The sequence below is a fragment of the Brevibacillus choshinensis genome, assembly GCF_001420695.1.
Taxonomy (GTDB): Bacteria; Bacillota; Bacilli; order Brevibacillales; family Brevibacillaceae; genus Brevibacillus; species Brevibacillus choshinensis.
The window spans coordinates 1,361,630-1,383,628 of record NZ_LJJB01000013.1 but is presented as its reverse complement, the minus strand read 5'-3'; the positions used below and the strand labels follow the sequence as shown (position 1 = coordinate 1,383,628).

Genomic DNA, 21,999 nt, shown 5'->3' with positions numbered 1-21,999 from the left:
TATAGGAGTTGTCCCTCATACACTTTAATACAAAAGACGTGAAATAGTAAGCCTTTCCTTACCGACTCGTAAGGAACAAAAGAAGATACGTTTCAACGTTCGCGAATGGTACAGGCCATCTCGAAAAAAGATAGAGTAAAAAACGAAACATGCTTTTAAGTCTGTCGAGAAAGTGGCTACAGCGCGAACTGATCCGTCTCATCGGGCTTTTCTAAAAGTTTTGGGACGCTCTCAGGGTGCCGCAGTGAAAGTGTCCATACCAACCTCCCCCGTCACTATGGACTGAGCTAACTGAAAATAGACACAGCCAAGTATAGAAAAAAGATAGAGAAATCAGCTACTCAGGAGTTGGCGGCAAGAGTATGATTAGGAGAGACATTATCCCCACGACAAATAAAGAGGAGAGATCCATATGCCACAATTAATCGTACGAGGCATCAAGGCAGAACAAATGGCAACGATCAGTGAGCCGTTACTCGAGGAACTGGCCGTTCTCTGCGGATGCGGCACGGACAATTTCACGATCGAATGTTTACATACGACAGGCGTCTTTGGCGGAAAAGTGGTGGAGTCCTATCCGTTCGTCGAGGTAGCATGGTTCGAGCGCGGGCAGCAGACGCGCGATCAGTTTGCGGAAATCGTCACACGGCACATCCTGTCACTCGACATCCCCGAGGTGGAAATGGCGTTTATCGCTTATCAAAAGGAAAGCTACTACGCGAATGGGAAACATTTTTAGACAATAGCTAGATTTATCGCGCTGTCGATTTCCCGGGAAAGATTTTTGGAGTTTCGACAGGTAAAAAGCAGGTTCTCCTTCCAAATGACAAAATAAAATGCAGCCTCAAACACATGGAAAAGAGTGGTGTTAGGCTGCCTTTTTTATATAGAACTAGGGATGCTCGAAAAGCTCGTCATTTCTTTTAGTAGATCGAAATATCTGTTCCATAGAGAGTGAAGTTCAGGCGCTTGGCAACGGACATGGAAGCATAGTTGTCCCATGAGGTGCTATACAGAGGAATCCGCTGTGATTCATAGATGGCTCTGCACCACGAGGATACGGTGAGGGCTGCATATCCTCTCCCGCGGTAATCCTCCAAGGTTTCTACACCCGCTTCTGCTGCTCTGTCCGTACTTCTGGCACAAAAGCATACAGATACAGCGACGTCGTTCTCTGTCACCATATAACAAGGCTTTCGAAAGGGAAGTTCAGATAATAAACGGGAGAACCCTGCTTCCAAAGCAGATTGATTCTGCTCCGTGACCAAGATCGCACCGGTTGGGGATGTAACGCCAGTAAGGCAAGCATAGGCGGGGCCCATCCAAATACGGTTGATAGGCTGTTCTTTTTCAAAAGTCCGGATCACGTGGGATAGCTTTTCAGGTGTCTCATCCCGGTTCATGATAGCCTGAATCTCTGCAATGGTATGATCCGGCACATCCCTTTGAAATCTCAGTACGTGACCTGTTCTGGTCTGTCCCCAAAAAAGCCGCGGGGCTGGCTGACGATCCGGTTCATTGATGCCTATCAAACGTCCGTTACGATCGTGAACGAACAACACCTCGGCTTGAATGGTCATGAGATCTAGATGATTTCGTATAGTCGTTCTCACCCACGCTTTCTACAAGAGATTGGCGATGTTCTGCAAAGAAAGCTCGGCAGGCTGTATGGTGTTGCAGAAGGCACCTTTCGACGATGCACCCAAGTGGTATTCATGCAGCGCATCGGTGTCTTTCAGCATGTTCCCCGTCAGGATGCAGACGGCAGTCTCGTCCTTGTCGATGATTTGCTGGGAAACGAGCTTGCGCAGACCAGCGACCGTCGCGGCAGAGGCAGGCTCGCAGCCAATTCCGCTTTTGTCGACCAGCGCTTTGGCATCCAAAATCTCTTGATCCGTTACCGAGCACGTCACACCGCGAGTCTCCTCAATTGTACGTAGCGCTTTTTTCCAGCTAGGAGGATTGCCGATGTTGAGGGCAGAAGCACGCGTGTATGGATGTGGTTCAGGGATCAGCTCGCTTCGTCCTTCCGACACCATCTGATGAAACGGACTTGCTCCGTCTGCCTGGACGAGCGCGACGCGGGGAAGCTTGTCGATCAACCCGAGAGTCTTGAGATCCTGGAGGCCTTTTCCCAGTGCAGTGACGTTGCTCAATGCGCCGCCGGGAATGACGACCCAATCAGGCAAATTCCAGTTGAGGTACTGGGCGATTTCATACACGATGCTCTTTTGGCCTTCGATACGGAATGGATTGATCGAGTTGCAAATATAGAGTCCGAGCTCCTTGCTGTGACGCTCGTAGAACCGTATGCCATCGTCATAGGTGCCATCAAAGCTGATGACCTTGGCACCGTAAGCGAGTGTCTGCAGTACTTTATTGAGGGAAATGTTTTTGTTCGGGACGAATACATAGGACTCGCCTTGTGCGATACTCGCGTACATAGCGAGGGAAGAGGAGGTATTTCCTGTAGATGTGCAGGTAAAGCGCTGATAGCCGAGCGAACGTCCGTGAGAAACAGCGACTGTCATGCCGTTATCTTTAAAAGAACCGCTCGGATTTTCGCTCTGTGCTTTCAGCAATACTTTGCGATTGCCAGTGTAGGTCTGCAACAGCTCAGAAGCGTACAAGCCAGTGTTTCCTTCGTATTTGGTGGTGATATGCTCTTCCGCGAGTTCAGGAAAGATGAGCTCTTTGTAGCGCCAGACCCCGCTTGCATAAGGCGTCATGCGATCTGACAAGCGGTCGTGAAAGACGCGTTTCAGCTGTTCTGCGTCCAGATGCTTGGTGTCGTGAATGATATCAAACAGTCCACCACACTCACATTGATAGTCAAAGAATGGAGCAGGATATTCCTTGTTGCAATCGACGCAAACCAATTTCATCAGCCATGAGATCCATCCCATCACGAGGATGAGTGGTTCTCTCCACCTCTTTTCTATGTTTTTTGTTGGCTTGGGAGAAACCGACTTATGCCCTATATAGTAGCGGGACGGTGCAGGGATGTAAATGCGAAATATTCTTGAAAATGAATGTGGGTATGAAAAACAGGAAGGAGCAAATGAAACCGCTCGATCCTGTTCGTCTTACAAATTTTTATTTAGCTCTTCTAGCTCTTGATGGGTCAGGTCGCGCCATTGTCCGACCTTGAGATTGTCCAGTTGAATATTCATGATCCGTACTCGTTTCAGCTGGCGCACCTGATAGCCGAATGCTTGGCACATCCGTCTGATCTGTCGGTTGAGGCCTTGGGTGAGGATGATCTTGAAGACGCGATCGCTGATTTTGGTGACCTTGCAAGGCTTGGTGACGGTCCCGAGGATTCGGACGCCACTGGACATGCCTTGCACAAATTGCGGTGTGATCGGCTTGTCGACGGTGACGATGTATTCTTTTTCGTGATTGTTTTCGGCCCGCAATATTTTATTGACGATATCTCCGTCATTCGTGAGCAGAATCAGACCTTGGGAGTCCTTGTCCAATCGGCCGATAGGGAAAATTCGCTCTGGATGGTTCACGAAATCAACAATATTCCCTTTTACATGCAATTCGGTCGTGCAGGTAATGCCGACAGGTTTGTTCAGGACGATGTAGACGGCTTTTTTCTTGGTGCCAACAGGTTGTCCATCGATGCGTACGTCGTCACCGGGTTCGACAGTACTTCCCAGCTCAGCCAGTTTGCCATTGATCGTCACCCGTTTGGCTTCGATGAGCTTGTCTGATTCTCTGCGCGAGCAAAAGCCGGTTTCACTTATGTATTTATTGATTCGCATGGAACGATTCCTTTCATGACTTTTGCTGCTTTTCGAGCAGTTTATTGCGCCAGGGCAAGGCGAGCTCTTCCACTTCGAGCATGCGCTCTAACACCTTTGGATCTGGAGTTTTCTCGTGGAAGTACAGGTGGTGGATCGAGGCTACGCTCACCTGTAGGGGATGAGCAGACAATTGGACAATAGGAGAATCTGTCTTGATTGTGCCTTCCTGCAGGACACGGAAAAAGTAGCCGGTATACCCGGTCGCAATAATTTGTTTCAGCAGCAGGTTGTTCTGGTTTCGTTTATTAATGGTAGCACAAGGATAACGGCCTTGCGTGATTTGCAGGATCGCTTCCCCGAACTGGAAAATATCCCCGATACAGACCTGGTCCTCGCGCATATTTTCAGCCGTCACATTTTCACCGAATGCCGATTTTTCTAATGGTTGATCGAATTCCTTCTCCCAATGGGCATAATGTTCAAAAGGATAGAGGCAGACGACGCGGTCGGGACCACCATGGTACGCAGGGTTTGCCACATCGTCCTCTGCGATCTGGTGCGCGTGGACATGCAATTCGTCCGTTTGTTCCTTCCATATGCCAGAGCGAAATTCTTGTCCGTTGTACAGCTTGTTCTTCGGTAAGCCTTTGCTCACGTATACGATTTTTTTTTCTGACATCTCTTTCACTCCCAACATGTGCACTCCCTTCATACTATAACAAATCCCCAGTTGCTACCACTGCCCAGGGGGACATCCTCTAGAGGTTCTGGTATGATGGTGGAAAGGAAGACACAGGAGGCTTATGTCCCATGCAATCATCGGGTGTGGTTTTGCACACAGATAAATATCAAATCAATATGATGTATGCCCATTGGATCAACGGGACACACAATCGCAAAGTGGTATTTGAAGCTTATTTCCGCAAGCTGCCCTTTGGCAATGGGTACGCGGTATCGGCTGGGCTGGAGAGAATCGTCGATTACATAAAAAACCTGCGCTTTGAAGAGAGCGATCTCGTCTATTTGAGTGAGCAGGAGGAGAATTACGACCCTGCTTTTCTGGAAGAACTGCGAAGCATGCGTTTTATGGGTTCGCTGTTTTCTGTAAAGGAAGGGACCCTGGTATTCCCCAATGAGCCGTTGATTCGCGTCGAAGGCCGAATGATGGAAGCACAGCTGGTAGAGACCGCGCTCTTGAACTACATGAACTACCAAACGCTGATTGCGACCAAGGCTTCTCGGATTAAAAATGTAGCAGGCTCCGATATTCTCATGGAATTTGGGACGCGACGGGCACAGGAAGCAGACGCTGCTCTGTGGGGAACGAGAGCGGCTTATTTGGCTGGCTTTGACGCTACATCCAACATGCTGGCTGGGAAAATGTTTAACATTCCGACCAAAGGAACGCACGCCCATTCCTGGGTACAGAGCTTTGAGAGCGAGGAAGAAGCGTTCGAGCGATTCGCGCAAGCACTGCCAGGCCAAGTGACCTTGCTCGTGGATACATATGATACGTTGAACAGTGGAGTTCCTCACGCGATTGCGCTGGGCAAGAAGTTAGAGGCAGAAGGAAAACAACTGTCTGCGGTGAGGCTGGATAGCGGTGACCTCGCTTACTTGTCAATCAAGACAAGGGAGATGCTGGACAAAGCGGGGCTTCCTTACGTCAAGATCGTCGCGTCCAACGATCTCGATGAGCACACCATTCTGAGCCTCAAGGTACAGGGTGCCCGAGTGGACAGCTGGGGAGTCGGTACGCAGCTGATTACGGCGGCAGACCAACCGACATTGGGTGGTGTCTACAAGCTGGTAGCGAGAGAGGGCGCGGACGGGGATTACTTGCCGACTATCAAGATCTCTGGCAATCCGGAGAAAGTGACGAATCCGGGAATCAAGGATATGTATCGCCTGATCGATCCTGAGACGAACAAGGCGATCGCCGACTACTTATGCTTCCCGCAAGAGGAGCAGGTGCCGGCGGGAGCTTCCCTGCACCTGTTCAATCCGAGCCACCCTTATTTGAATAAGCAGCTAGAGAAGTACAGAGCAGAATCGCTCCTGATTCCGGTCTTCCTGAATGGAAAGCTGGTTTACGACCTGCCATCGTTAGAAGAAATTCGTGTGTATCATCGTGAGCAGCTGAAGCTGTTCTGGCCGGAGTATTTGCGGATGCTGAATCCGGAGCACTACCGACTGTACATGAGTGATGACGTCTGGGAAACGAAAAATCGCTTGATGAAAGAACACATGAAAAAATAAAGGTGAAAGCAACGTCTCCACTGGAATGCTCCTTTGTGGATGGACGTTGCTTTTTTTATTTCTACCTATTATCCTAGCAGGTAGGAATGTATTTTTGTCGAATTAGTCGGATTATTATTTTTTCTGCCTGCATTTGCAAAGGATGGGAAGGGGGATACACATGCCAATTAAATTGCCTGACGAGCTGCCAGCAACGGAAATACTGGCGGGGGAGAATATTTTCGTGATGAAGGAGAGCAGGGCCTTCACGCAAGACATCCGGCCGCTGAGCATCGTCATTTTAAACCTGATGCCAGTCAAGGAAACGACGGAAACTCAGTTGCTCCGCCTCCTGGGGAATACACCGCTGCAGGTGGAAATCGTGCTACTTCACATGTCCAGCCACACCTCCAAAAACACATCGGAAGAGCATTTGTCGATGTTCTATAAAACGTTTGAAGAAATCAAGGATCAACGCTTTGACGGAATGGTCATCACAGGCGCACCGGTGGAACAACTGGAATTTGACGAGGTGACGTACTGGAAGGAGCTACAGGAAATCCTCGATTGGAAGATGACGAATGTCACCTCGACTCTCCATATTTGTTGGGGAGCACAAGCGGGACTGTACCATCACTTCGGTGTTCCCAAGCATCCATTGCCGGATAAGATGTTCGGAATTTTCCCGCATACGTTGAACAAGCAAAACGTAAAGCTGTTCCGTGGGTTTGACAACTATTTCTACATCCCGCACTCCCGACATACGGAAAATCGTCGGGAAGACATCGAAAAAGTGTCGGAGCTGGAAATCTTGTCTGAGTCCGAGGAGTCCGGTATTTACGTCGTCGCCACCAAGGATGGACGGCAAATTTTTGTGACAGGGCACTCCGAGTATGATCCAACGAGCCTGCAAGATGAGTATCAACGGGACATTAACAAAGGATTGGACATCGCTGTACCGAGAAATTACTATCCCAAGGACGATCCGAGCCGCCAGCCGATCGTCACCTGGCGGGCACATGCCAATCTGATGTTCTCCAACTGGCTGAACTACTACGTCTACCAAGAGACGCCGTACGATTTGAACAATAGCAAATAACAACGGAAGACCTACCATCCGAGCCGATCGGATGGTTTTTTAGATCGAGGAGGATGGGTATGATCAACTGGTATGAAGAAGTGAACAGACGAAAAGAGGATCTGTTGCAGGATCTAGATGGGCTTTTGCGCATACCCAGCGTCAAAAATCTAGAGACGAGCGGACCGGGGGCGCCGATGGGGAAGGAAATCGGCAGAGCACTCGGCTACATGCTTGATCTGTCCGCACAGCATGGCTTCCGTACCGCCAACCTGGATGGGTATGTCGGATACGCGGAGCTGGGAGGCTCGGCAGAGGATGGCTATATTGCCGTTCTGGGGCATTTGGACGTTGTCGCGGCGACAGGCAATTGGACCTCACCGCCATATGAGCCGACGATACGGGATGGAAAGCTGCATGCGCGTGGAGCCATCGATGACAAGGGTCCAACTCTCGCTGCTTACTACGGACTCAAAATCGTCAAGGAGCTGGGACTTCCGCTCAAGCACAATGTCCGGTTCATCTTTGGTACGGACGAGGAAAGCGGGAGCCGCTGTATGGCACGCTACCGTCAGACGGAAAAGCTGCCAATTGCAGGCTTCACGCCGGACGCGGACTACCCCATCGTTCATGCCGAAAAAGGACAGATCAACACGAGGGTGATGCTGGAGAGGTCGGTAGAACACGCACCTGTAGGTCTTGAGGGGAAATGGTACCTGCACTCCTTTTTCGGGGGTGGGACTGCCAACATGGTGCCAGAATCAGCGCGTGCCATTATAGCGGGAGAAGCAGGGAGTCTGGGTGAGCTAGCGGCGGAGTACACGGCTTATTGCGAGTCTAGAGGGCGCAGGGGAATATCACGAATAGAAGCGGGGCAGATCATACTCGAAATGGAAGGCAAAGCAGCCCACGGGATGGAACCGCAGCTCGGAGTCAACGCTGCACTAGAGCTGATTCATTTTCTCGCACCGCTATCCTTTCAGCCAGATGCCGAGCGTTTCCTGCACTGTGTGGAAACGTACCTGTTTGAGGATTACGCGGGGGTGGCTCTCGGAATTGCCAATGAGGATGAGATTTCCGGTGCGCTCACCATCAATAGCGGCATCCTGCAATTCGAGCCAGAGGGTGAGTCCTTTTTTTACATCAACCTGCGGTATCCGGTGACCGATGAAGCCAGCCGGATTTTGGACACGATCACGAAACAGGTAGGGAAGTACGGGTTTGCCATGGAACCGCCGCTTTTGAAAAAGGGACATCACGTGGCGAAGGACCATCCGATGATCGGCATTTTGCAGCAAATTTATCAGGACACGACTGGGCTTGTGCCCACACTGCTGTCAACTGGCGGAGGCACTTACGCATACCACATTGGCAACGGGGTCGCATTTGGTCCGCTGTTCCCGGGAAAGACCTCGCTGGCTCACCAGGCAGATGAGTATATCGAGGTGGAAGACCTGCTGCTCTCTGCAGCGATGTATGCGAGAGCCATCTACGAATTGGCGAATGCCGATTATGATAAGTAGAACGAGTGGAGGGGACGGAACATGCACGATTTACAAGGGAAGGTAGTACTGATCACAGGAGCCAGCTCGGGAATCGGACGTGCGACAGCTGAGCTATTGGCATCACGGGGAGCAAAAATAGCGATTCATTACCACTCCAACAAGCGCGGAGCAGAAGAAGCTGCTGCCGTGATCCAAGAACAGGGAGGAGAATGCGCTCTCTTTTCGGCGGACGTATCCGACAGGGAACAAGTCAACCGCATGGTCGGAGAGGTTCTCGATCAGTTTGGGGCCATTCATGTGCTGGTGAACAACGCTGGAGCGGGCATCCAGCCGAGCACGTTCATGGAGCTTACGGATGATCTGTGGGACAGGACGTACGCGGTGAATGTCAAAAGTGTTCTTTTTTGCTCGCAAGCCGTACTGCGCGAGATGCTGCCGCGCAAGGAGGGCAAGATCATCAACATTTCCTCTGGCGCAGCCCGCTTCGGGGGAGCGGGAGAGAGTGTACATTACGCTTCTGCCAAAGGCGCCGTCAATACACTTACAATCGGAATGGCGAAGGAATTTGCCGATCAGGGGATACTCATCAATGCTGTCGCACCTGGCGTAATCGATACACAGTGGCATGAAAAGTTTTCCTCCGGGGAGCGGCTACAGCACTTTTTGCCTGGAGTACCGTTGAAACGAGCCGGGACACCCAAAGATGTCGCCCAGATGATTGCTTTTCTCACATCTGATGCGGCGAATTACATCACGGGTGAAATCCTCAATGTGAGCGGAGGCAGGTAATAAAGTGCATTTGCTTATTCATTCGCGCCCGCTTATTGCCGATATAGAAAAAAGTGGTAGATAAGCGCGAAGGAGAGATCGACATGAGTAAGCACCGCAAGCACCTGCGCGGTTGGCAAAAGGCGATGCTCGCAGCAGTAGTCGCTTTCGGAGTGACATTGTCTGGAGCAGGTCACTTGCCTCTGTATGCAAAGGCGGCAACATCAACGATCAGCGAAAAGAAGATCACCAAGCTCACGTTTAATACGAAAGCAGTCAAACTGAAAAAAGAGGGGACCCAGCAGCTTACTTTGACGGCCCACTACTCTGATAAAAAGACGGAGGACGTCACCAAGATAGCCGAATGGAGCACGTCGGACAGCGAGATCGCAACCGTAGAAGCAGGACTGGTGACAGCCGTGAATGCTGGCAAGGCCAAAATCAAGGCGAGCATCGCTGGAAAGTCTGTTACGATTCCCGTCGAGATTGAAGTGATTTCCAAGCTGGCTCTCGATCAAAAGAAGCTTGCTTTGAGCATAGGAACGACCAAACAAGTCGCTGCCACCGCGACTTACTCGGACAAGACGACAGCCACTGTCACAGACGGGGCAGAGTGGGCGACGGAAAATAGTGAGATCGCAACCGTCGAAAAAGGTCTCGTCACAGCAGTAGGTTCCGGTAAAACCAAAATTACTGTCACCTACGGCGGCAAAACGGTGACGCTCCCGGTCGAAGTGGACGTCATCTCCAAATTGCAATTGGATCAGAAAAAAGTGTACGTGCATCCAGGTGTAGCTCAGACGCTAAAACTGACGGCGTACCTAACTAATGGTGAAAAAGTAGATGTAACGGAAAAAGCAGTGTGGACGACCAGTGATGCAGAAGTCGTCACGATTGAAGGTGGAGTCGTCACAGGAGTGGGTCCCGGAAAAGCGAAGCTGACTGCCAAGTATGGAGGCAAGACGGTTACGATTCCTGTCGAAGCGGCTGTCATGTCCAAGCTGGAAACAGACGTGAAAAAAGTAACCCTAAAGGTAGGGGAGACGAAAGAATTGAAAGCGACCGTCACCTACACGGACAAAACGAAAACAGACGTGACGGAAAAGGCGGATTGGACTTCGGTGAATCAATCTATCGCGACGATCGAGGGCGGTAAGATTACGGCTGTCAAAGCGGGCCGGACGACGGTCATTGCTACCTACAGCGGAAAGCTGGTCAATGTACAGGTGACTGTGCAATAAAAGATAAGATAAGTGCTATGGAAAATATTGAAACCTTACTTTCGAGTTTTGAGAACCCAACTGTTTTAGGGGTTCTCTTTTTTGTTTGAATCGGGATTAAAGATGGTTGAGCCTTGAGCAAGTACGCTTTTGCGCAGTCTCTGTGGTAATCTGTAAGGAGCTTAAACAGGACGCGACGGAGGCTTTTTCATGGATATAAGGCAACTGCAGTACTTTGTGGAAGTGGCAAAACAAAAAAGCTTTACCAAGGCTGCCAATACGCTGCATGTCTCTCAGCCCTCTATCAGCAAAATGATGAAAGCGCTGGAGGAGGAGCTGGGAGTCGTGCTGTTGGATCGAACGGAACGAAAAATGGAGCTGACCGATGCGGGTGAGCTCGTCTACGATCACGCGACGAAGGTGCTCCAGCTGATGGACAGCTTGTCGTCTTCCATCGGGGAAGTCCGTAATATGGAGCGTGGGCGTGTCAAAATGGGCATGATGCCTACAGTGGGCTCGTTTTTGCTGCCGAATGTCATCGCCTTGTTTAAAAAGAGCTATCCCGGCATCGATATCGAGATGAAGGAGTACAGTGCCAAGCTGCTGGAAGTTCATGTGGAGCAAGGAAGCATCGACGTAGGCCTGACGGTTCTTCCAGCCGATACGGATAAATTCGATGCGGTTCCGTTGCAGGCAGAAGACCTGGTCGCGATTGCCCACCGGGAGCATTGGCTCGCAGAGCGCTCGTCCGTCAGCCTGGCGGAGCTGCGCGATGAAGCGTTTATCTTGTTTACCGAGGAGTATGCGATCCATGATGTAGTCAAGCAAGCGTGTGTACGCTCCGGTTTTGAACCGCGGGTCGCCTATATGAGCTCGCTATGGGACTTCGTCGGAGAACTGGTGGCGACCCAGCTGGGCATCTCGCTCGTCCCGCGTTCGATCGTGAGACGTCTGAACAACAGCGAGCTACGTATCGTAGACATTTCAGCTCCTGTGATTGACTGGCAATATGCGCTCATTTACCGCAAGGACCGTTATCTCTCCCACGCGGCGAGGGCCTTCATTTCCTTTGCCGAGCAGCATTTGTCTCCATAACCAAATGGAATAGAATTTATGTTATTTATGTATTGTACGAATAGTCCCGAGACCAGATAGAATGGACCTACCAACATGAGGAATCGAGGTGGTCAGGATGAAATCGTGGCTCTCGGCACTGCTGCAAATTTTGCTGTTGTTCGTCTTTGCATGGGTAGGAAAATGGCTGTCTGCGACGCTGCAGTTACATATTCCGGGTAGTTTGATTGGTATGGCCCTGCTGTTTATCTGTTTGCAATTGGGCTGGATTCGCCTGCATTGGGTAGAGGCAGGTGCGGCTCTCGTATTCTCCCAGATGATTTTGTTCTTCGTCCCTGCGATTGCAGGTATTATGCAATATCCGTGGCTCTTGGGGATCAAAGGGCTGCTCGTTTTGATCGTCGTCGTGAGTGGTGCTGCACTCGTGATGATTTCGACAGGCGTCGTAGCTGAGCGGGTGTTCAAGCTGGGAGAGGTGAAACGACGTGATTCTGTGGAAAATATGTAGCCTTCTCGTGACGGTTCTCTTTTTCGTATTGGCCAAAAAGTTGAGCCGAAAAAGGCCTGGTTTGTTATTCTCGCCGGCTATCGTGGCACCTCTAGGCATCATGCTTTTGCTGATCGTGACGGGTACCCCTTTTCAGAAATACCAGGAAGGCACAAATTTCATGAATGAGATGCTGGGTGTGGTCACTGTCGCATTTGCGATCCCGCTCTACCGAAACTGGGCGATTCTCGTCTCGCACTGGCGGATGATTGTGAGCAGTCTGGCAGTTGGTACACTCATTGCGATTCTTGCTGGCGTCTCGACGTCGATGCTCCTCGGGCTGGGAAAGGAAGCGGCGATTAGCGTCATTCCGAGGTCGATCACCTTGCCTATCGCGGTAGGATTGTCAGAATCAATCGGAGGGATTCCTTCCATGACGGCATTGTTCGTGATGCTAACCAGCTTTGCTGGCGTATTTTGGGGACCGACTCTCATCAAGCATTTGAAGCTGCGTCATCCCGTTTCGATAGGCTTGATGTACGGAATGGGCGCTCACGTTTTGGGCATGGCCAAGGCGCTGGAGCTGGGCGAACTAGAAGGCAGTAGTGCGACACTCGCTGTCATTACTGGTGCCGTCATGACGGTAGTGTGGGCGTTTATTCTGCTCCCTGTCATCCTGTCGTGGATGGGCGTGTAACGGGACTACATGGTCAGGAAGCTTTAGGGGCTGCAAGCGGCCCCTTTTTCTATAGGAATAATTGTATAATTATTAGTTTTAATGTATAAGACGCACTTGATAAAGCCTTTTACGACAAACTGGGTTTTACTCAGGATGAACTGATTTTCATGGGAAAATGGATTACGCCCGCCCAAAATCGCCTGAAGGGTGTATGATAGGTGACAGACTAACTATGAACTCATTCATCAAGGAGGCTATATGAAACCGATTTATGCCGTCCTCTTGCTGTGTACAAGCTTGCTATGGGGAGGGAACTTTGTCGTTGGTAAATTTCTGGTCGGTCACGCTTCTTCTATGACGTTGACCAATCTCCGCTGGATTATCGCTGTCGTCTGTTTGATTCCGATGGTCTGGTTTCGTGAAAAACGGATCTTGCCTACCAAGCAGGCTGTTCTTCCACTGATTCTGATGGGGGTAACGGGTGTTGCGCTGTTTAATCTGTTCATGTTTTGGGCGCTGGAGAGAACCGATGCGACGAATGTAGGACTCTTATCTACTTTAAATCCGGTATCCATCGCAATTTTCTCGTTTTTGCTCGTAAAGGAAAAGATCAGACCGTTGCAGATCCTGGCCATGCTTATCTCTTTTGGTGGAGTATTAGTGGTACTGAGCAAGGGAGATTTGGGACATCTGGCGAACCTTCATTTTAATGTAGGCGATCTCTGGATGTTGGCTGCCGTAGCGATGTGGGGCATCTATTCGGTGTGTGCTCGCTGGGCAATGCAGAGCGTCACTCCGTTGATGTCTACTTTGTATTCCGGCGTTTTTGGGGTCGCGCTGATGCTGCCATTTAATCTGACGACGTTTACCGTTCAAAATACGAACTGGTCGTTTTGGGTTTCTCTTTTCTACGTGGGCGTATTGGCGACAGTAGTCAGCATGGTCATGTGGAACGTCGGCGTGCAAAGGGTAGGAGCGACTTCTGCCGGGATGTTTTTGAACTTCAATCCCGTATTTACAGCGATTTTGGCGTTCTTTTTGCTTGGAGAGAGAATGACGACCATTCAGCTTTTGGGCAGTGTGATTGTGATCGTGGGATGCTACCTCTTCTCTCGACTGAAAAATGTTTCGCTGAGAGGGAAGTCTTCGATCAAGCAAGCGGAAATATAAACAACACCATGCATGACCCCCGTCTTCTATTCAGGCGGGGGTTTCTACTAGCTCACATGGACCTGGACTCCTGCATAGACATAATCATGATGGAGTGTGAGAAGGGGGATACCCATGATTTGGATTGCAGGGAGACAGGTCAACCCGTCTACGCTTGCGGCGGGCTGGGGCCTAAACAGGGTACAGGTCGAAATTGTCAACAAGATGGCGCGGAGCCAGGAAGTATTTGAGTTTCCGACACCGGAGGCGCTGCAATTTGAATTAAAGATGCGGGATCATCTGGTGAGGTCGGCAATTGCGCTCAATGACAGCGGAATTGAATTTTCTACATTTGTGGATTCTCGATGCAACGAAGCGTATTGGAACCGGACGGAGCTTGGCGGATTCCAGCTGCGTAACGGTATATTGCCTTCGCAAGGCATCATTGACATTTTTCGCAATGGTAGAATGTACGCGACGGAATGTGCGACCGCGATGGTGATCATTTTGTACCATGCGACACTAAGATCGATTCGTCCAGCTGACTTTGAGCGAATGTTTGCGGATATCTTACTCTACGACTGGCGATATGACCAGGATTTGGACCTGCAAACGGTGAGTACAAATACCTTTTTGCCAGGAGATATTCTCTATTTTGCCAATCCCGACTACAATCCGGCAAAGCCTTGGTGGCAAGGTGAAAACGTCGTGGATCTGGGGAGAGGATTGTATTACGGGCATGGAGCAGGGATCAAGCCAGCAGAGGCGTTGATCGATTTTCTGAATGACGAAAGAAGGCCGGGAGCGACTCGTTCTGCTTATCTCGTGCGTCAGGCGACAAGACCGGGCTTTGCTTACTTGTCGCAGTTTAGTAACGGACAGCCTGGCATGACTGGACGACTGCAAGGGGTGAGTACAAGTATCTCCGCCCAGATCGGATCAACGTTCTGGAATGAATGAGCATAAGAAAGAAGCCTCGTGCCCACCGATGTGGTAACGAGGCTTCTTTGGTTCCAGTTCCTAAAAACGTCTGAGAGAAAACATGGAGAGGTCGTGGGTAGAGGTGCCTTTCGTGAGAAGCTCACTAGTGGCTTCCCCTACAGCACTGGAAAATTTAAAGCCGTGACCGGAGAACCCGGCTGCGATCACGATTTGCGTGTGTTCCGGGTGGCGGTCGATCACGAAATGCTCGTCTGGCGTCATCGTGTAAATACATACGCGACCTTGGCGCAGAGCGCCAGCTGCCTGTGGCATGTACGTCTCCAGAAACGAGCGTACATCCCCTTCATCTGATAAAAATGCCCCAAATGTCCGTTCCAGGCGATCCGGGTCTATCGTCATTCCGCCGTCGTGTCTGCCGATTTTGACTCCTGCTGCATCGAAGCTCGGAAAACCGTAATACATGGAATCCTCCAGATTGAAGACGAACGCTGGGAAGTGCCCAGCACCGTAATGCTCATCGTCTGCTCCGAACCAGGCGACAGTCTTGCGGGTAGGGACCAATGGCAGCGTCAAGCCGAGTGAAGTAGTCAAGGAAGGGTTCCAGGCACCCGCACTTAGCAGTAGCTTGTCTGCACGATACGATTTCGCTTCCGTATGAACGAGGACGCCATCTCCATCCGGATGCAGAGCAGTAACAGGTGTATTCGTCAGGAGTGTGGCACCAGCGGCGATAGCCAGCTCGCGATAAGCGGTGATACACTTCTCCGCATACAGGACGCCCGAGGTCGGTTCCAGGCACGCGTAATAATCGTCGGGCAATTGAATTCCGGGCCAGCGGGTTTTGACTTCTTCTGCGCGCAATACCTCCAATGGGAGAGAATACGTCTCGGCACTCTCACGAAGCTCTTGCAGGAACGAGCAATTCAAGCTCCCCGCGCTGAGGACACCAGTCTGTTCAAACAGTTTTGTACCAGATGCCTTTTCTAATTCCAGCCACAGCTCTTGAGCACGCAAGACAAGTGGAACGTATTGCTTTCCTTCCCCGTAAGCATGCCGAATGATGCGCGTGTCTCCATGATGGCTGCCCATGGTGTGCGGCGGGTCGTACGCATCCAGCATCAGCGTGCGTACGCCTTGTTTTGCCAAATAATAACCAGCAGCCATGCCCATTGATCCTGCCCCGACAATGATCACTTCGTAGTTTTCCATCCGGATCCCCCCAGAAAATCGTTGATCGTACAAACGTCCATGCAAGTCATGCCTTTATTATCCTACAAGGATGGTGGGAAATCGAGATGTTGGTTACAAAAATTCGAACAGTCATACTTCGAGGGCGATGGAAATAATAGCGGGATAAAATGAGTGAGAAAACGCCATTCCAGCAAAAGGAGACTTTGTCAGATGAGAAGTCACATGACTATTCAACCAAAAATTTTGTATTATGGAGCGCCAGTTGTTTTGCTATCGACGGAGAATGCGGACGGCTCCACCAATATTAGCCCGATCTCCTCTTCGTGGGCACTCGGCTATTTCGTTATTTTGGGCTTAGGGATGGGCTCACAGGGCTTGGAGAATCTCAAGCAACGGCCTGAATGTGTCATTAATCTTGCCGATGCAAGTATGTGGCACAAGGTAGAGGCACTCGCTTCGTTAACCGGAAGAGATCCAGTGCCTCCATACAAACAGGATCTCGGCTTTCGCTATGTAAAGGACAAGTTTGCTGCAGGTTCCTTCACACCTGTGCCGTCGTTGTCCGTTCAGCCTGAAAGAATTGGGGAGTGTGCGCTTCAGCTAGAAGCGGTGGTTCGCCAGATTCGGATTCCGGAATATGCAGGGAGCTTTGCCATTGTGGAGACGGAGGTCCTACAGGTGCATGCAGATGAGCAGATCGTGATCGGGGATCGTTACGTGAATCCCAAGGCCTGGAATCCACTCATGTACAACTTTCGGCATTACTTTGGATTGGGCGAAGAATTGGGAAAGACTTATCGCTCCGAGACATAAGATAGGAGTAGAAACGCCATCTGATATGGCGTTTTTGCATGTGACGCAATTTCTTCCAAACGATCTTAATGGTATGATTTGAAGGAGCGTATTTACGAGGTGGAGGTACCCTATGGAGCAGCTTCTTATGGGAAGTTTTTTATCGGCAATGGCGACGGGAGCAGGCGCGCTTCCCATATTGTTTTTCAAAACCGTCACGCATCGCTGGCGTGATATTTTACTGGCTTTTACTGCTGGAATCATGGTGGCAGCAGCCACTTTTAGCCTAATTCCACAAGCTATGGGGAACGCGCCTTTTTACGTCATCTGTCTGGGTGTACTGACAGGGACTCTGACGCTCACCGTGTTGGAGAGCTTCATCCCGCATATTGATCTGGAGCATTCACGGGTCAACATCTCGATGGACTCCCAAGCATTACTTATTTTGTCAGCCATTACTTTACATAACATTCCGGAAGGCTTATCTGTGGGCGTTAGTTATTCCAGCGAACAGCCGGGACTGGGAGGTCTGATCGCATTTGCTATCGGTCTGCAAAATGCTCCGGAAGGGTTTCTGGTCGCGCTGTTTTTAATCAATCAGCGTGTTAACCGTTTCAAGGCGTTTATTCTCGCTACCTTGACCGGAGCGGTCGAAATCGTGTCAGCCGTCATCGGTTATTATTTGACTGCATTTGTAGAAGGGTTAGTGCCCTACGGCCTCTCGTTTGCGGCAGGAGCTATGCTGTATATCGTGTACAAGGAGCTGATCCCGGAGAGCCACGGGGACGGACACGCGCGATCCGCTACGTTTTCCTTCATCGTCGGATTGCTGGTGATGATCGGAATGGTCCAGCAGTTTGGCTGAAGCCGAACTTTCTCAGAGCCCGCCATTGGCTTGACGATGATAAACCTTCCCGTGAAAACGCGGGCGAACAGGTTCTTTTCGTAAAAGAGTTCAGTTTTTCAGCAACTTCCTCTCACAATCAAGGCGAAAATTACCGAAACCATATATAGATAGATTTCGATTATGGAAGTAGGGAGTGTCACGATGGAAAAGTCGACCTTGATAGGTATAGTACTAGGTGTTCTCGCATTAATTGTCGGGATGATCTTGAAGCACGCTAGTCCCTCCGCATTATTAAACCCAGCAGCATTCATGATTATTATCGTAGGTACGGCTGCAGCCATTTTCAACGCATTTCCGATGTCGGAGATCAAAAGGATTCCCACCCTTTTCAAGGTTCTCTTTACAGAGCAAAAACTCCCTGGTAAGCGTGAGTTGATCGGTCAGTTTATGAATTGGGCATCCATCGCTCGTCGTGAAGGATTGCTGGCTCTAGAAAACACTTCGGATGAAATTGAAGATCCATTTCTGCGAAACGGCATGAAAATGATCATCGACGGCGGAGAACCAGATTTCGTACGCGATGTTCTGAATGAAGAAATCCACGCCATCGAAGAACGCCATCAAGCAGGTGCGCTGGTATTTAGCCAGGCAGGTAGCTATGCGCCGACACTTGGGGTATTGGGCGCGGTAGTCGGTCTGATCGCTGCACTCGGCAACTTGAGTGACATCGATGCTCTGGGTGTATCGATTGCCGCAGCGTTCGTTGCCACACTGCTCGGTATTTTTACCGGTTATGTTTTGTGGCATCCATTTGCGACCAAGCTGAAACGCAGATCCAAGCAAGAGATTGAAATCAAGAAGATCATGGTAGAAGGTCTCCTTTCCATTCAGGCTGGTGTATCGCCAGCTGCGATCGAACAGAAGCTGCTCGTGTACATTCCATTCAAGGAGCGTGCCGAGGTGAAGGAAGAGAAGAAGGAGGAAGGAGCTGCGGTAAATGGCTAAGCGACCAAAAAGACATGCTCAACATGAAGAGCATATGGACGAGACTTGGCTGGTACCCTACTCTGACCTGCTCACCCTGTTGCTTGCCTTGTTTATTGTATTGTTTGCGTCCAGTGAGATGGATGCCAAAAAGTTTGACCAGCTGGTGAAGTCTTTCAACGTTGCGCTAAACGGCGGGGTGGGTGTCTTGGATCAGCCGAGCCCGGTGCCACTTGATCCGAACATGGCTCAACAGACGATCCATAAAGGTGCACAGGAAGCGGAAAAAACGAAGACCGAAGAAGAGAAAAAGCTGGAGGAAGCAGTACGCAAAGAGACTGAGGACCTGAAAAAGCTGCAAACGCAGCTGGAAGGTTATATCCAGCAAAACAAGCTGCAGGACAAGCTGCAGACCAAGCTCACGGAAGAAGGCTTGCTCATTACGATCCTCGATAATGCACTGTTTGACTCCGGTAAAGCCGATCTGAAGCCGGAAGCACGCAAGCTCGCTGCGGAGATGGCCTCCATGCTCGTGCCACATCCGAAAAAAGTCACCGTCACTGGGCATACGGACAACGTGCCGATTCATCGGGCTGAGTTCCCTTCCAACTGGGATTTGAGTGCAAAGCGTTCGGTAAACTTCCTCAAGGTGTTGCTGGAGAATCCGAATCTGAATCCGACCAAATTCAGCGCGACAGGTATGGGCGAGTACCACCCAGTCGCATCCAATGCGACGGCAGAGGGACGAGCGAAGAATAGACGGGTAGAAGTCGCGATCTTGCGTGATCTCGCTTCTCCTCCGAAAAATACAATGGCTCCCTAACCATTAAAGGATAGCACACAAGGTGCTATCCTTTTTCATTTGACTCTGCAGCTTCGGGGGCAGTGGGATGGAATTCAAGCTTTAACTGCTCCATGCGCTGTTCGCCCCAGTCGTACATCATTTGAATGATAGGAAGCAGCGTCATTCCTAGCTCGGTCATAGAGTATTCGACTCGAGGAGGCACCTCCGGAAATACTTCTCGATGTACGATACCGTCCTCGATCAGCTCCTTGAGCTGGCTCGTCAGCATTTTATGCGTAATCTTTGGAAACAGTCGTTGAAGCTCGCTAAAGCGGTGAGGACCTTCAACTCCCAGGTGCCAGAGGATGACGACCTTCCATTTCCCGCTGAACATAGACAGGGTCAGTTCTTTGGAGCAGGTAAAGTCCCCTTTTTGGATCTTTTCGAGTGTTTCTTTGCGTATGTCGGACATAGGGCTTCTCCTTGAAGTTCTTTTCCATTAGTACCCTTTTTGTAACTACCGCACAAAAAAGTGCATTCTTATGTTGTTCGTAAATCCTATTTATAATAAACCTTGTCAGACGACGATGCTCTTATTGTAAAGGAGAGAGGACCTCATGTCTAAAAAAGTATTGATTCTTACCGGCGATGCCGTTGAAGCGTTAGAAGCTTATTACCCTTATTACCGTTCCCTCGAGGAAGGATATGATGTGACGATTGCTTCCACGACTGACAAGAAAGTCCTGCACACCGTTGTGCACGATTTCGAAGACTGGCAGACATTCACGGAAAAACGAGGATATCAGATCGAAGCCCACGCTTCGTTTGACGAAATTGACCCTGCGCAGTTTGATGCCCTGATCATTCCGGGTGGACGAGCTCCTGAGCACATCCGTTTGCACAAGGATTTTGGAAGAATCGCCAGCCACTTTTTCCAAAACGATAAACCGATCATGATCCTGTGCCATGCAAGTGTAGCGCTGACCGTGATCGCGGACGATATCAAAGGCCGCGAAATGACCGCATACTTTGCTTGCCGCCCAGAAGTAGAGGCTGCTGGAGCGAAGTACATCGAGACTCGTTTCCACGTAGACCGCAACCTCATCTCCGGACACGCGTGGAACGATCTGCCTGTCTTGATGAAAGAATTTGTGAAGCAAGTAAACGCTTTGGCGTAAACGATAATCAGTAGGAAAGGGATAGCGTGCATGCGCTGTCCTTTTTTGTATTAACAAAAATCAAGTAGGGGAAATTTGGATGTCTATAGAAGTTACGTTCATAAAATTTCCATGGGGGTTGGAAACGTGAATGTAGACACGCTGATGACGAACAAGAAAAGCTGGGATGAAGCAGCTCCGCGATTTTTTGGGAGAAATCCTCTTCCCGAGTATGGACCACTTGCACCAAGAGAGGACGAACTGAATTTATTTGGGGATGTAACTCATTTGAAAGTGCTGGAGATGGGCTGTGGGAGTGGGCATTCCTTGCAGTATTTGCAACAGCGCCATGCGGGAGAGCTGTGGGGGATCGACCTGTCTTCCGTACAAATTGAGACAGCGAAAACACTATTGAGCCAAGCAAATCCGCAAGCCAAATTATTCGAATCGCCCATGGAGCTCGATCCAGGAATGCCGCAAGATTATTTTGACATTGTCTTTTCGATTTTCGCCATCGGATGGACGACAAATCTAGAAAAAACGCTGGCAAATGTTCATCGCTATCTGAAGCAGGGTGGTGCGTTTATCTTTAGCTGAGAGCATCCCTTGTATAACCGTATCAAGAGTAACGAGGGTGTGGTGACGCTTGAAAAGTCGTACCTTGAAGAAGGCCCTTATGTTCACGAAGCATGGAGCCAGCCTGCCATTATGCAACAATACAAGCTCGGCTCCTATATCAATGCTCTGATCAAAGCCGGCTTTCAGATTGAGCACGTCGTGGAGGATGTTTGTAAGCCGGACGAAATACAGGAGCATCATGTAAACGGCTGGTATTCACTAGAAAAGGCAAAGGTTGTTCCGACTACGATGATTATCAAGTGTAAGAAGCCTGTGTAGGCTGGGACGTTTTACCCTGGCTGACCTCATAAGCATGCGGGTGGCCAGATTCTTCTTGTTATGGGTGGCAAAGGATATTATCAGGAAGAAGGCAAACCAGTACAGGTGCTTCGTGAAGGAGATGTAGTAAAGATCGCTCCGGATGTGAAACATTGGCATGGGGCTACCCCTGATAGTTGGTTTACACATATTGCGATAAGCACAAATGTCCAGAAGGGAGAAACCGAATGGATGGAACCCGTAACGGATGAAACATACAACCATTTAAAAGAAAGCTGATTCAACTCAAAAGAAACGGTTTTGATAGTCGAAAAAGTCAGTGGCAGCCTAAGACTTTATTTTAAAGTCCGTGGCTGCCGCTGACTTTTTATTTCTTCAGTCTATATCAAATTATTTTTAACTTGATCAGTATTCTCCTTTTTCCGCCCTATCACTGAGGTCGGTTCAGAAAG

General features: G+C 49.9%; 24 protein-coding genes and 1 pseudogene. 19 read left to right on the top strand and 6 right to left on the bottom strand.

The window, feature by feature from the left end; translation table 11 throughout:
• Positions 1 to 412 precede the first annotated feature (412 nt).
• Positions 413 to 739 (top strand): DUF1904 family protein, encoded by a 327-nt coding sequence (locus tag AN963_RS26990; protein WP_055747575.1) that lies wholly within the window; start codon positions 413 to 415, stop codon positions 737 to 739.
• Between the two features lie 184 nt (positions 740 to 923).
• Here the strand turns inward: AN963_RS26990 and AN963_RS26985 are convergent, their stop codons facing one another.
• From AN963_RS26985 to AN963_RS26970, 4 genes are all read right to left on the bottom strand, one after another.
• Entirely contained in the window at positions 924 to 1,613 is a 690-nt protein-coding gene (locus tag AN963_RS26985; protein ID WP_236708104.1) for a GNAT family N-acetyltransferase, read from the bottom strand.
• Between the two features lie 9 nt (positions 1,614 to 1,622).
• The gene (gene thrC / locus AN963_RS26980; protein ID WP_055747899.1) at positions 1,623 to 2,885 is read right to left on the bottom strand and encodes a threonine synthase; all 1,263 of its coding nucleotides are present in this window, start codon (positions 2,883 to 2,885) and stop codon (positions 1,623 to 1,625) included.
• A gap of 201 nt (positions 2,886 to 3,086) precedes the next feature.
• Entirely contained in the window at positions 3,087 to 3,773 is a 687-nt protein-coding gene (gene rluF / locus AN963_RS26975) for a 23S rRNA pseudouridine(2604) synthase RluF (RefSeq protein WP_055747574.1), read from the bottom strand.
• A gap of 13 nt (positions 3,774 to 3,786) precedes the next feature.
• The gene (locus AN963_RS26970) at positions 3,787 to 4,434 is read right to left on the bottom strand and encodes an MOSC domain-containing protein (RefSeq protein WP_055747898.1); all 648 of its coding nucleotides are present in this window, start codon (positions 4,432 to 4,434) and stop codon (positions 3,787 to 3,789) included.
• Positions 4,435 to 4,565: 131 nt separating this feature from the next.
• Between AN963_RS26970 and AN963_RS26965 the strand changes: the two genes are divergently transcribed.
• The 10 genes from AN963_RS26965 to AN963_RS26920 all read left to right on the top strand — a co-directional run bounded on the left by AN963_RS26965 (position 4,566) and on the right by AN963_RS26920 (position 14,913).
• A complete protein-coding gene (locus AN963_RS26965; RefSeq protein WP_055747573.1) occupies positions 4,566 to 6,014 on the top strand; it encodes a nicotinate phosphoribosyltransferase in 1,449 nt (482 codons plus the stop codon).
• Positions 6,015 to 6,174: 160 nt separating this feature from the next.
• A complete protein-coding gene (gene metA / locus AN963_RS26960; protein WP_055747572.1) occupies positions 6,175 to 7,092 on the top strand; it encodes a homoserine O-acetyltransferase MetA in 918 nt (305 codons plus the stop codon).
• A 59-nt stretch (positions 7,093 to 7,151) separates the two neighbouring features.
• Positions 7,152 to 8,594: a dipeptidase PepV gene (gene pepV / locus AN963_RS26955; RefSeq protein ID WP_236708103.1), complete on the top strand. Its 1,443-nt coding sequence runs from the start codon at positions 7,152 to 7,154 to the stop codon at positions 8,592 to 8,594.
• A 21-nt stretch (positions 8,595 to 8,615) separates the two neighbouring features.
• Positions 8,616 to 9,365, top strand: coding sequence for an SDR family NAD(P)-dependent oxidoreductase (locus AN963_RS26950; RefSeq protein ID WP_055747571.1), 750 nt, complete (start codon positions 8,616 to 8,618; stop codon positions 9,363 to 9,365).
• Positions 9,366 to 9,448: 83 nt separating this feature from the next.
• Positions 9,449 to 10,585 (top strand): Ig-like domain-containing protein, encoded by a 1,137-nt coding sequence (locus AN963_RS26945; protein WP_236708102.1) that lies wholly within the window; start codon positions 9,449 to 9,451, stop codon positions 10,583 to 10,585.
• 189 nt (positions 10,586 to 10,774) lie between these two features.
• Positions 10,775 to 11,659: a LysR family transcriptional regulator gene (locus AN963_RS26940; protein WP_055747570.1), complete on the top strand. Its 885-nt coding sequence runs from the start codon at positions 10,775 to 10,777 to the stop codon at positions 11,657 to 11,659.
• Positions 11,660 to 11,756: 97 nt separating this feature from the next.
• Positions 11,757 to 12,146, top strand: coding sequence for a CidA/LrgA family protein (locus AN963_RS26935; RefSeq protein WP_055747569.1), 390 nt, complete (start codon positions 11,757 to 11,759; stop codon positions 12,144 to 12,146).
• The gene (locus tag AN963_RS26930; RefSeq protein WP_055747568.1) at positions 12,124 to 12,822 is read left to right on the top strand and encodes an LrgB family protein; all 699 of its coding nucleotides are present in this window, start codon (positions 12,124 to 12,126) and stop codon (positions 12,820 to 12,822) included. The genes AN963_RS26935 and AN963_RS26930 overlap by 23 nt, the downstream gene beginning before the upstream one ends.
• 240 nt (positions 12,823 to 13,062) lie before the next feature.
• Positions 13,063 to 13,974 (top strand): DMT family transporter, encoded by a 912-nt coding sequence (locus AN963_RS26925; protein WP_055747567.1) that lies wholly within the window; start codon positions 13,063 to 13,065, stop codon positions 13,972 to 13,974.
• 114 nt (positions 13,975 to 14,088) lie between these two features.
• Positions 14,089 to 14,913, top strand: a complete 825-nt coding sequence (locus tag AN963_RS26920; RefSeq protein WP_055747566.1) for a protein-glutamine gamma-glutamyltransferase — start codon at positions 14,089 to 14,091, stop codon at positions 14,911 to 14,913.
• A gap of 60 nt (positions 14,914 to 14,973) precedes the next feature.
• Here the strand turns inward: AN963_RS26920 and solA are convergent, their stop codons facing one another.
• Complete coding sequence (solA, locus tag AN963_RS26915; RefSeq protein ID WP_055747565.1) at positions 14,974 to 16,104, bottom strand: N-methyl-L-tryptophan oxidase; 1,131 nt, start codon at positions 16,102 to 16,104, stop codon at positions 14,974 to 14,976.
• A gap of 192 nt (positions 16,105 to 16,296) precedes the next feature.
• Between solA and AN963_RS26910 the strand changes: the two genes are divergently transcribed.
• From AN963_RS26910 to motB, 4 genes are all read left to right on the top strand, one after another.
• A complete protein-coding gene (locus AN963_RS26910; RefSeq protein ID WP_055747564.1) occupies positions 16,297 to 16,899 on the top strand; it encodes a flavin reductase family protein in 603 nt (200 codons plus the stop codon).
• A gap of 112 nt (positions 16,900 to 17,011) precedes the next feature.
• Positions 17,012 to 17,743, top strand: coding sequence for a ZIP family metal transporter (locus AN963_RS26905; protein ID WP_055747563.1), 732 nt, complete (start codon positions 17,012 to 17,014; stop codon positions 17,741 to 17,743).
• 183 nt (positions 17,744 to 17,926) lie between these two features.
• Entirely contained in the window at positions 17,927 to 18,730 is an 804-nt protein-coding gene (motA, locus tag AN963_RS26900; protein ID WP_055747562.1) for a flagellar motor stator protein MotA, read from the top strand.
• Positions 18,723 to 19,532 carry a flagellar motor protein MotB gene (gene motB / locus AN963_RS26895; protein ID WP_055747561.1) on the top strand — a complete coding sequence of 270 codons (810 nt, stop codon included), beginning with the start codon at positions 18,723 to 18,725 and terminating at the stop codon, positions 19,530 to 19,532. Before motA ends, motB begins: the two co-directional genes overlap by 8 nt.
• Before the next feature lie 25 nt (positions 19,533 to 19,557).
• On the opposite strand, the gene AN963_RS26890 is transcribed toward motB, so the two are convergent.
• Complete coding sequence (locus AN963_RS26890; protein WP_055747560.1) at positions 19,558 to 19,965, bottom strand: winged helix-turn-helix transcriptional regulator; 408 nt, start codon at positions 19,963 to 19,965, stop codon at positions 19,558 to 19,560.
• A gap of 145 nt (positions 19,966 to 20,110) precedes the next feature.
• Here AN963_RS26890 and AN963_RS26885 point away from each other — a divergent pair, with 145 nt between their 5' ends.
• The 4 genes and pseudogenes from AN963_RS26885 to AN963_RS26875 all read left to right on the top strand — a co-directional run.
• Positions 20,111 to 20,671, top strand: a complete 561-nt coding sequence (locus AN963_RS26885; protein WP_055747559.1) for a DJ-1/PfpI family protein — start codon at positions 20,111 to 20,113, stop codon at positions 20,669 to 20,671.
• Positions 20,672 to 20,797: 126 nt separating this feature from the next.
• Positions 20,798 to 21,247, top strand: coding sequence for a class I SAM-dependent methyltransferase (locus AN963_RS32180; protein ID WP_236708101.1), 450 nt, complete (start codon positions 20,798 to 20,800; stop codon positions 21,245 to 21,247).
• A 42-nt stretch (positions 21,248 to 21,289) separates the two neighbouring features.
• Positions 21,290 to 21,547, top strand: a complete 258-nt coding sequence (locus AN963_RS32175; protein WP_236708100.1) for a hypothetical protein — start codon at positions 21,290 to 21,292, stop codon at positions 21,545 to 21,547.
• Between the two features lie 27 nt (positions 21,548 to 21,574).
• Positions 21,575 to 21,826, top strand: a pseudogene (locus tag AN963_RS26875) (cupin domain-containing protein); the annotation flags it as partial.
• Positions 21,827 to 21,999 lie beyond the last annotated feature (173 nt).

Excerpts from the sequence above, each read along its gene's own strand:
- AN963_RS26885 (WP_055747559.1), top strand. The coding sequence starts at position 20,111 with ATGTCTAAAAAAGTATTGATTCTTACCGGCGATGCCGTTGAAGCGTTA.
- AN963_RS26965 (WP_055747573.1), top strand. The coding sequence starts at position 4,566 with ATGCAATCATCGGGTGTGGTTTTGCACACAGATAAATATCAAATCAAT.
- AN963_RS26920 (WP_055747566.1), top strand. The coding sequence starts at position 14,089 with ATGATTTGGATTGCAGGGAGACAGGTCAACCCGTCTACGCTTGCGGCG.
- solA (WP_055747565.1), bottom strand. The coding sequence starts at position 16,104 with ATGGAAAACTACGAAGTGATCATTGTCGGGGCAGGATCAATGGGCATG.
- AN963_RS26970 (WP_055747898.1), bottom strand. The coding sequence starts at position 4,434 with ATGTCAGAAAAAAAAATCGTATACGTGAGCAAAGGCTTACCGAAGAAC.
- AN963_RS26945 (WP_236708102.1), top strand. The coding sequence starts at position 9,449 with ATGAGTAAGCACCGCAAGCACCTGCGCGGTTGGCAAAAGGCGATGCTC.
- AN963_RS26905 (WP_055747563.1), top strand. The coding sequence starts at position 17,012 with ATGGAGCAGCTTCTTATGGGAAGTTTTTTATCGGCAATGGCGACGGGA.
- AN963_RS26910 (WP_055747564.1), top strand. The coding sequence starts at position 16,297 with ATGAGAAGTCACATGACTATTCAACCAAAAATTTTGTATTATGGAGCG.
- AN963_RS26925 (WP_055747567.1), top strand. The coding sequence starts at position 13,063 with ATGAAACCGATTTATGCCGTCCTCTTGCTGTGTACAAGCTTGCTATGG.
- metA (WP_055747572.1), top strand. The coding sequence starts at position 6,175 with ATGCCAATTAAATTGCCTGACGAGCTGCCAGCAACGGAAATACTGGCG.
- motB (WP_055747561.1), top strand. The coding sequence starts at position 18,723 with ATGGCTAAGCGACCAAAAAGACATGCTCAACATGAAGAGCATATGGAC.
- AN963_RS26890 (WP_055747560.1), bottom strand. The coding sequence starts at position 19,965 with ATGTCCGACATACGCAAAGAAACACTCGAAAAGATCCAAAAAGGGGAC.
- AN963_RS26940 (WP_055747570.1), top strand. The coding sequence starts at position 10,775 with ATGGATATAAGGCAACTGCAGTACTTTGTGGAAGTGGCAAAACAAAAA.
- AN963_RS26990 (WP_055747575.1), top strand. The coding sequence starts at position 413 with ATGCCACAATTAATCGTACGAGGCATCAAGGCAGAACAAATGGCAACG.
- pepV (WP_236708103.1), top strand. The coding sequence starts at position 7,152 with ATGATCAACTGGTATGAAGAAGTGAACAGACGAAAAGAGGATCTGTTG.
- thrC (WP_055747899.1), bottom strand. The coding sequence starts at position 2,885 with ATGAAATTGGTTTGCGTCGATTGCAACAAGGAATATCCTGCTCCATTC.
- rluF (WP_055747574.1), bottom strand. The coding sequence starts at position 3,773 with ATGCGAATCAATAAATACATAAGTGAAACCGGCTTTTGCTCGCGCAGA.
- AN963_RS26950 (WP_055747571.1), top strand. The coding sequence starts at position 8,616 with ATGCACGATTTACAAGGGAAGGTAGTACTGATCACAGGAGCCAGCTCG.
- AN963_RS26935 (WP_055747569.1), top strand. The coding sequence starts at position 11,757 with ATGAAATCGTGGCTCTCGGCACTGCTGCAAATTTTGCTGTTGTTCGTC.
- motA (WP_055747562.1), top strand. The coding sequence starts at position 17,927 with ATGGAAAAGTCGACCTTGATAGGTATAGTACTAGGTGTTCTCGCATTA.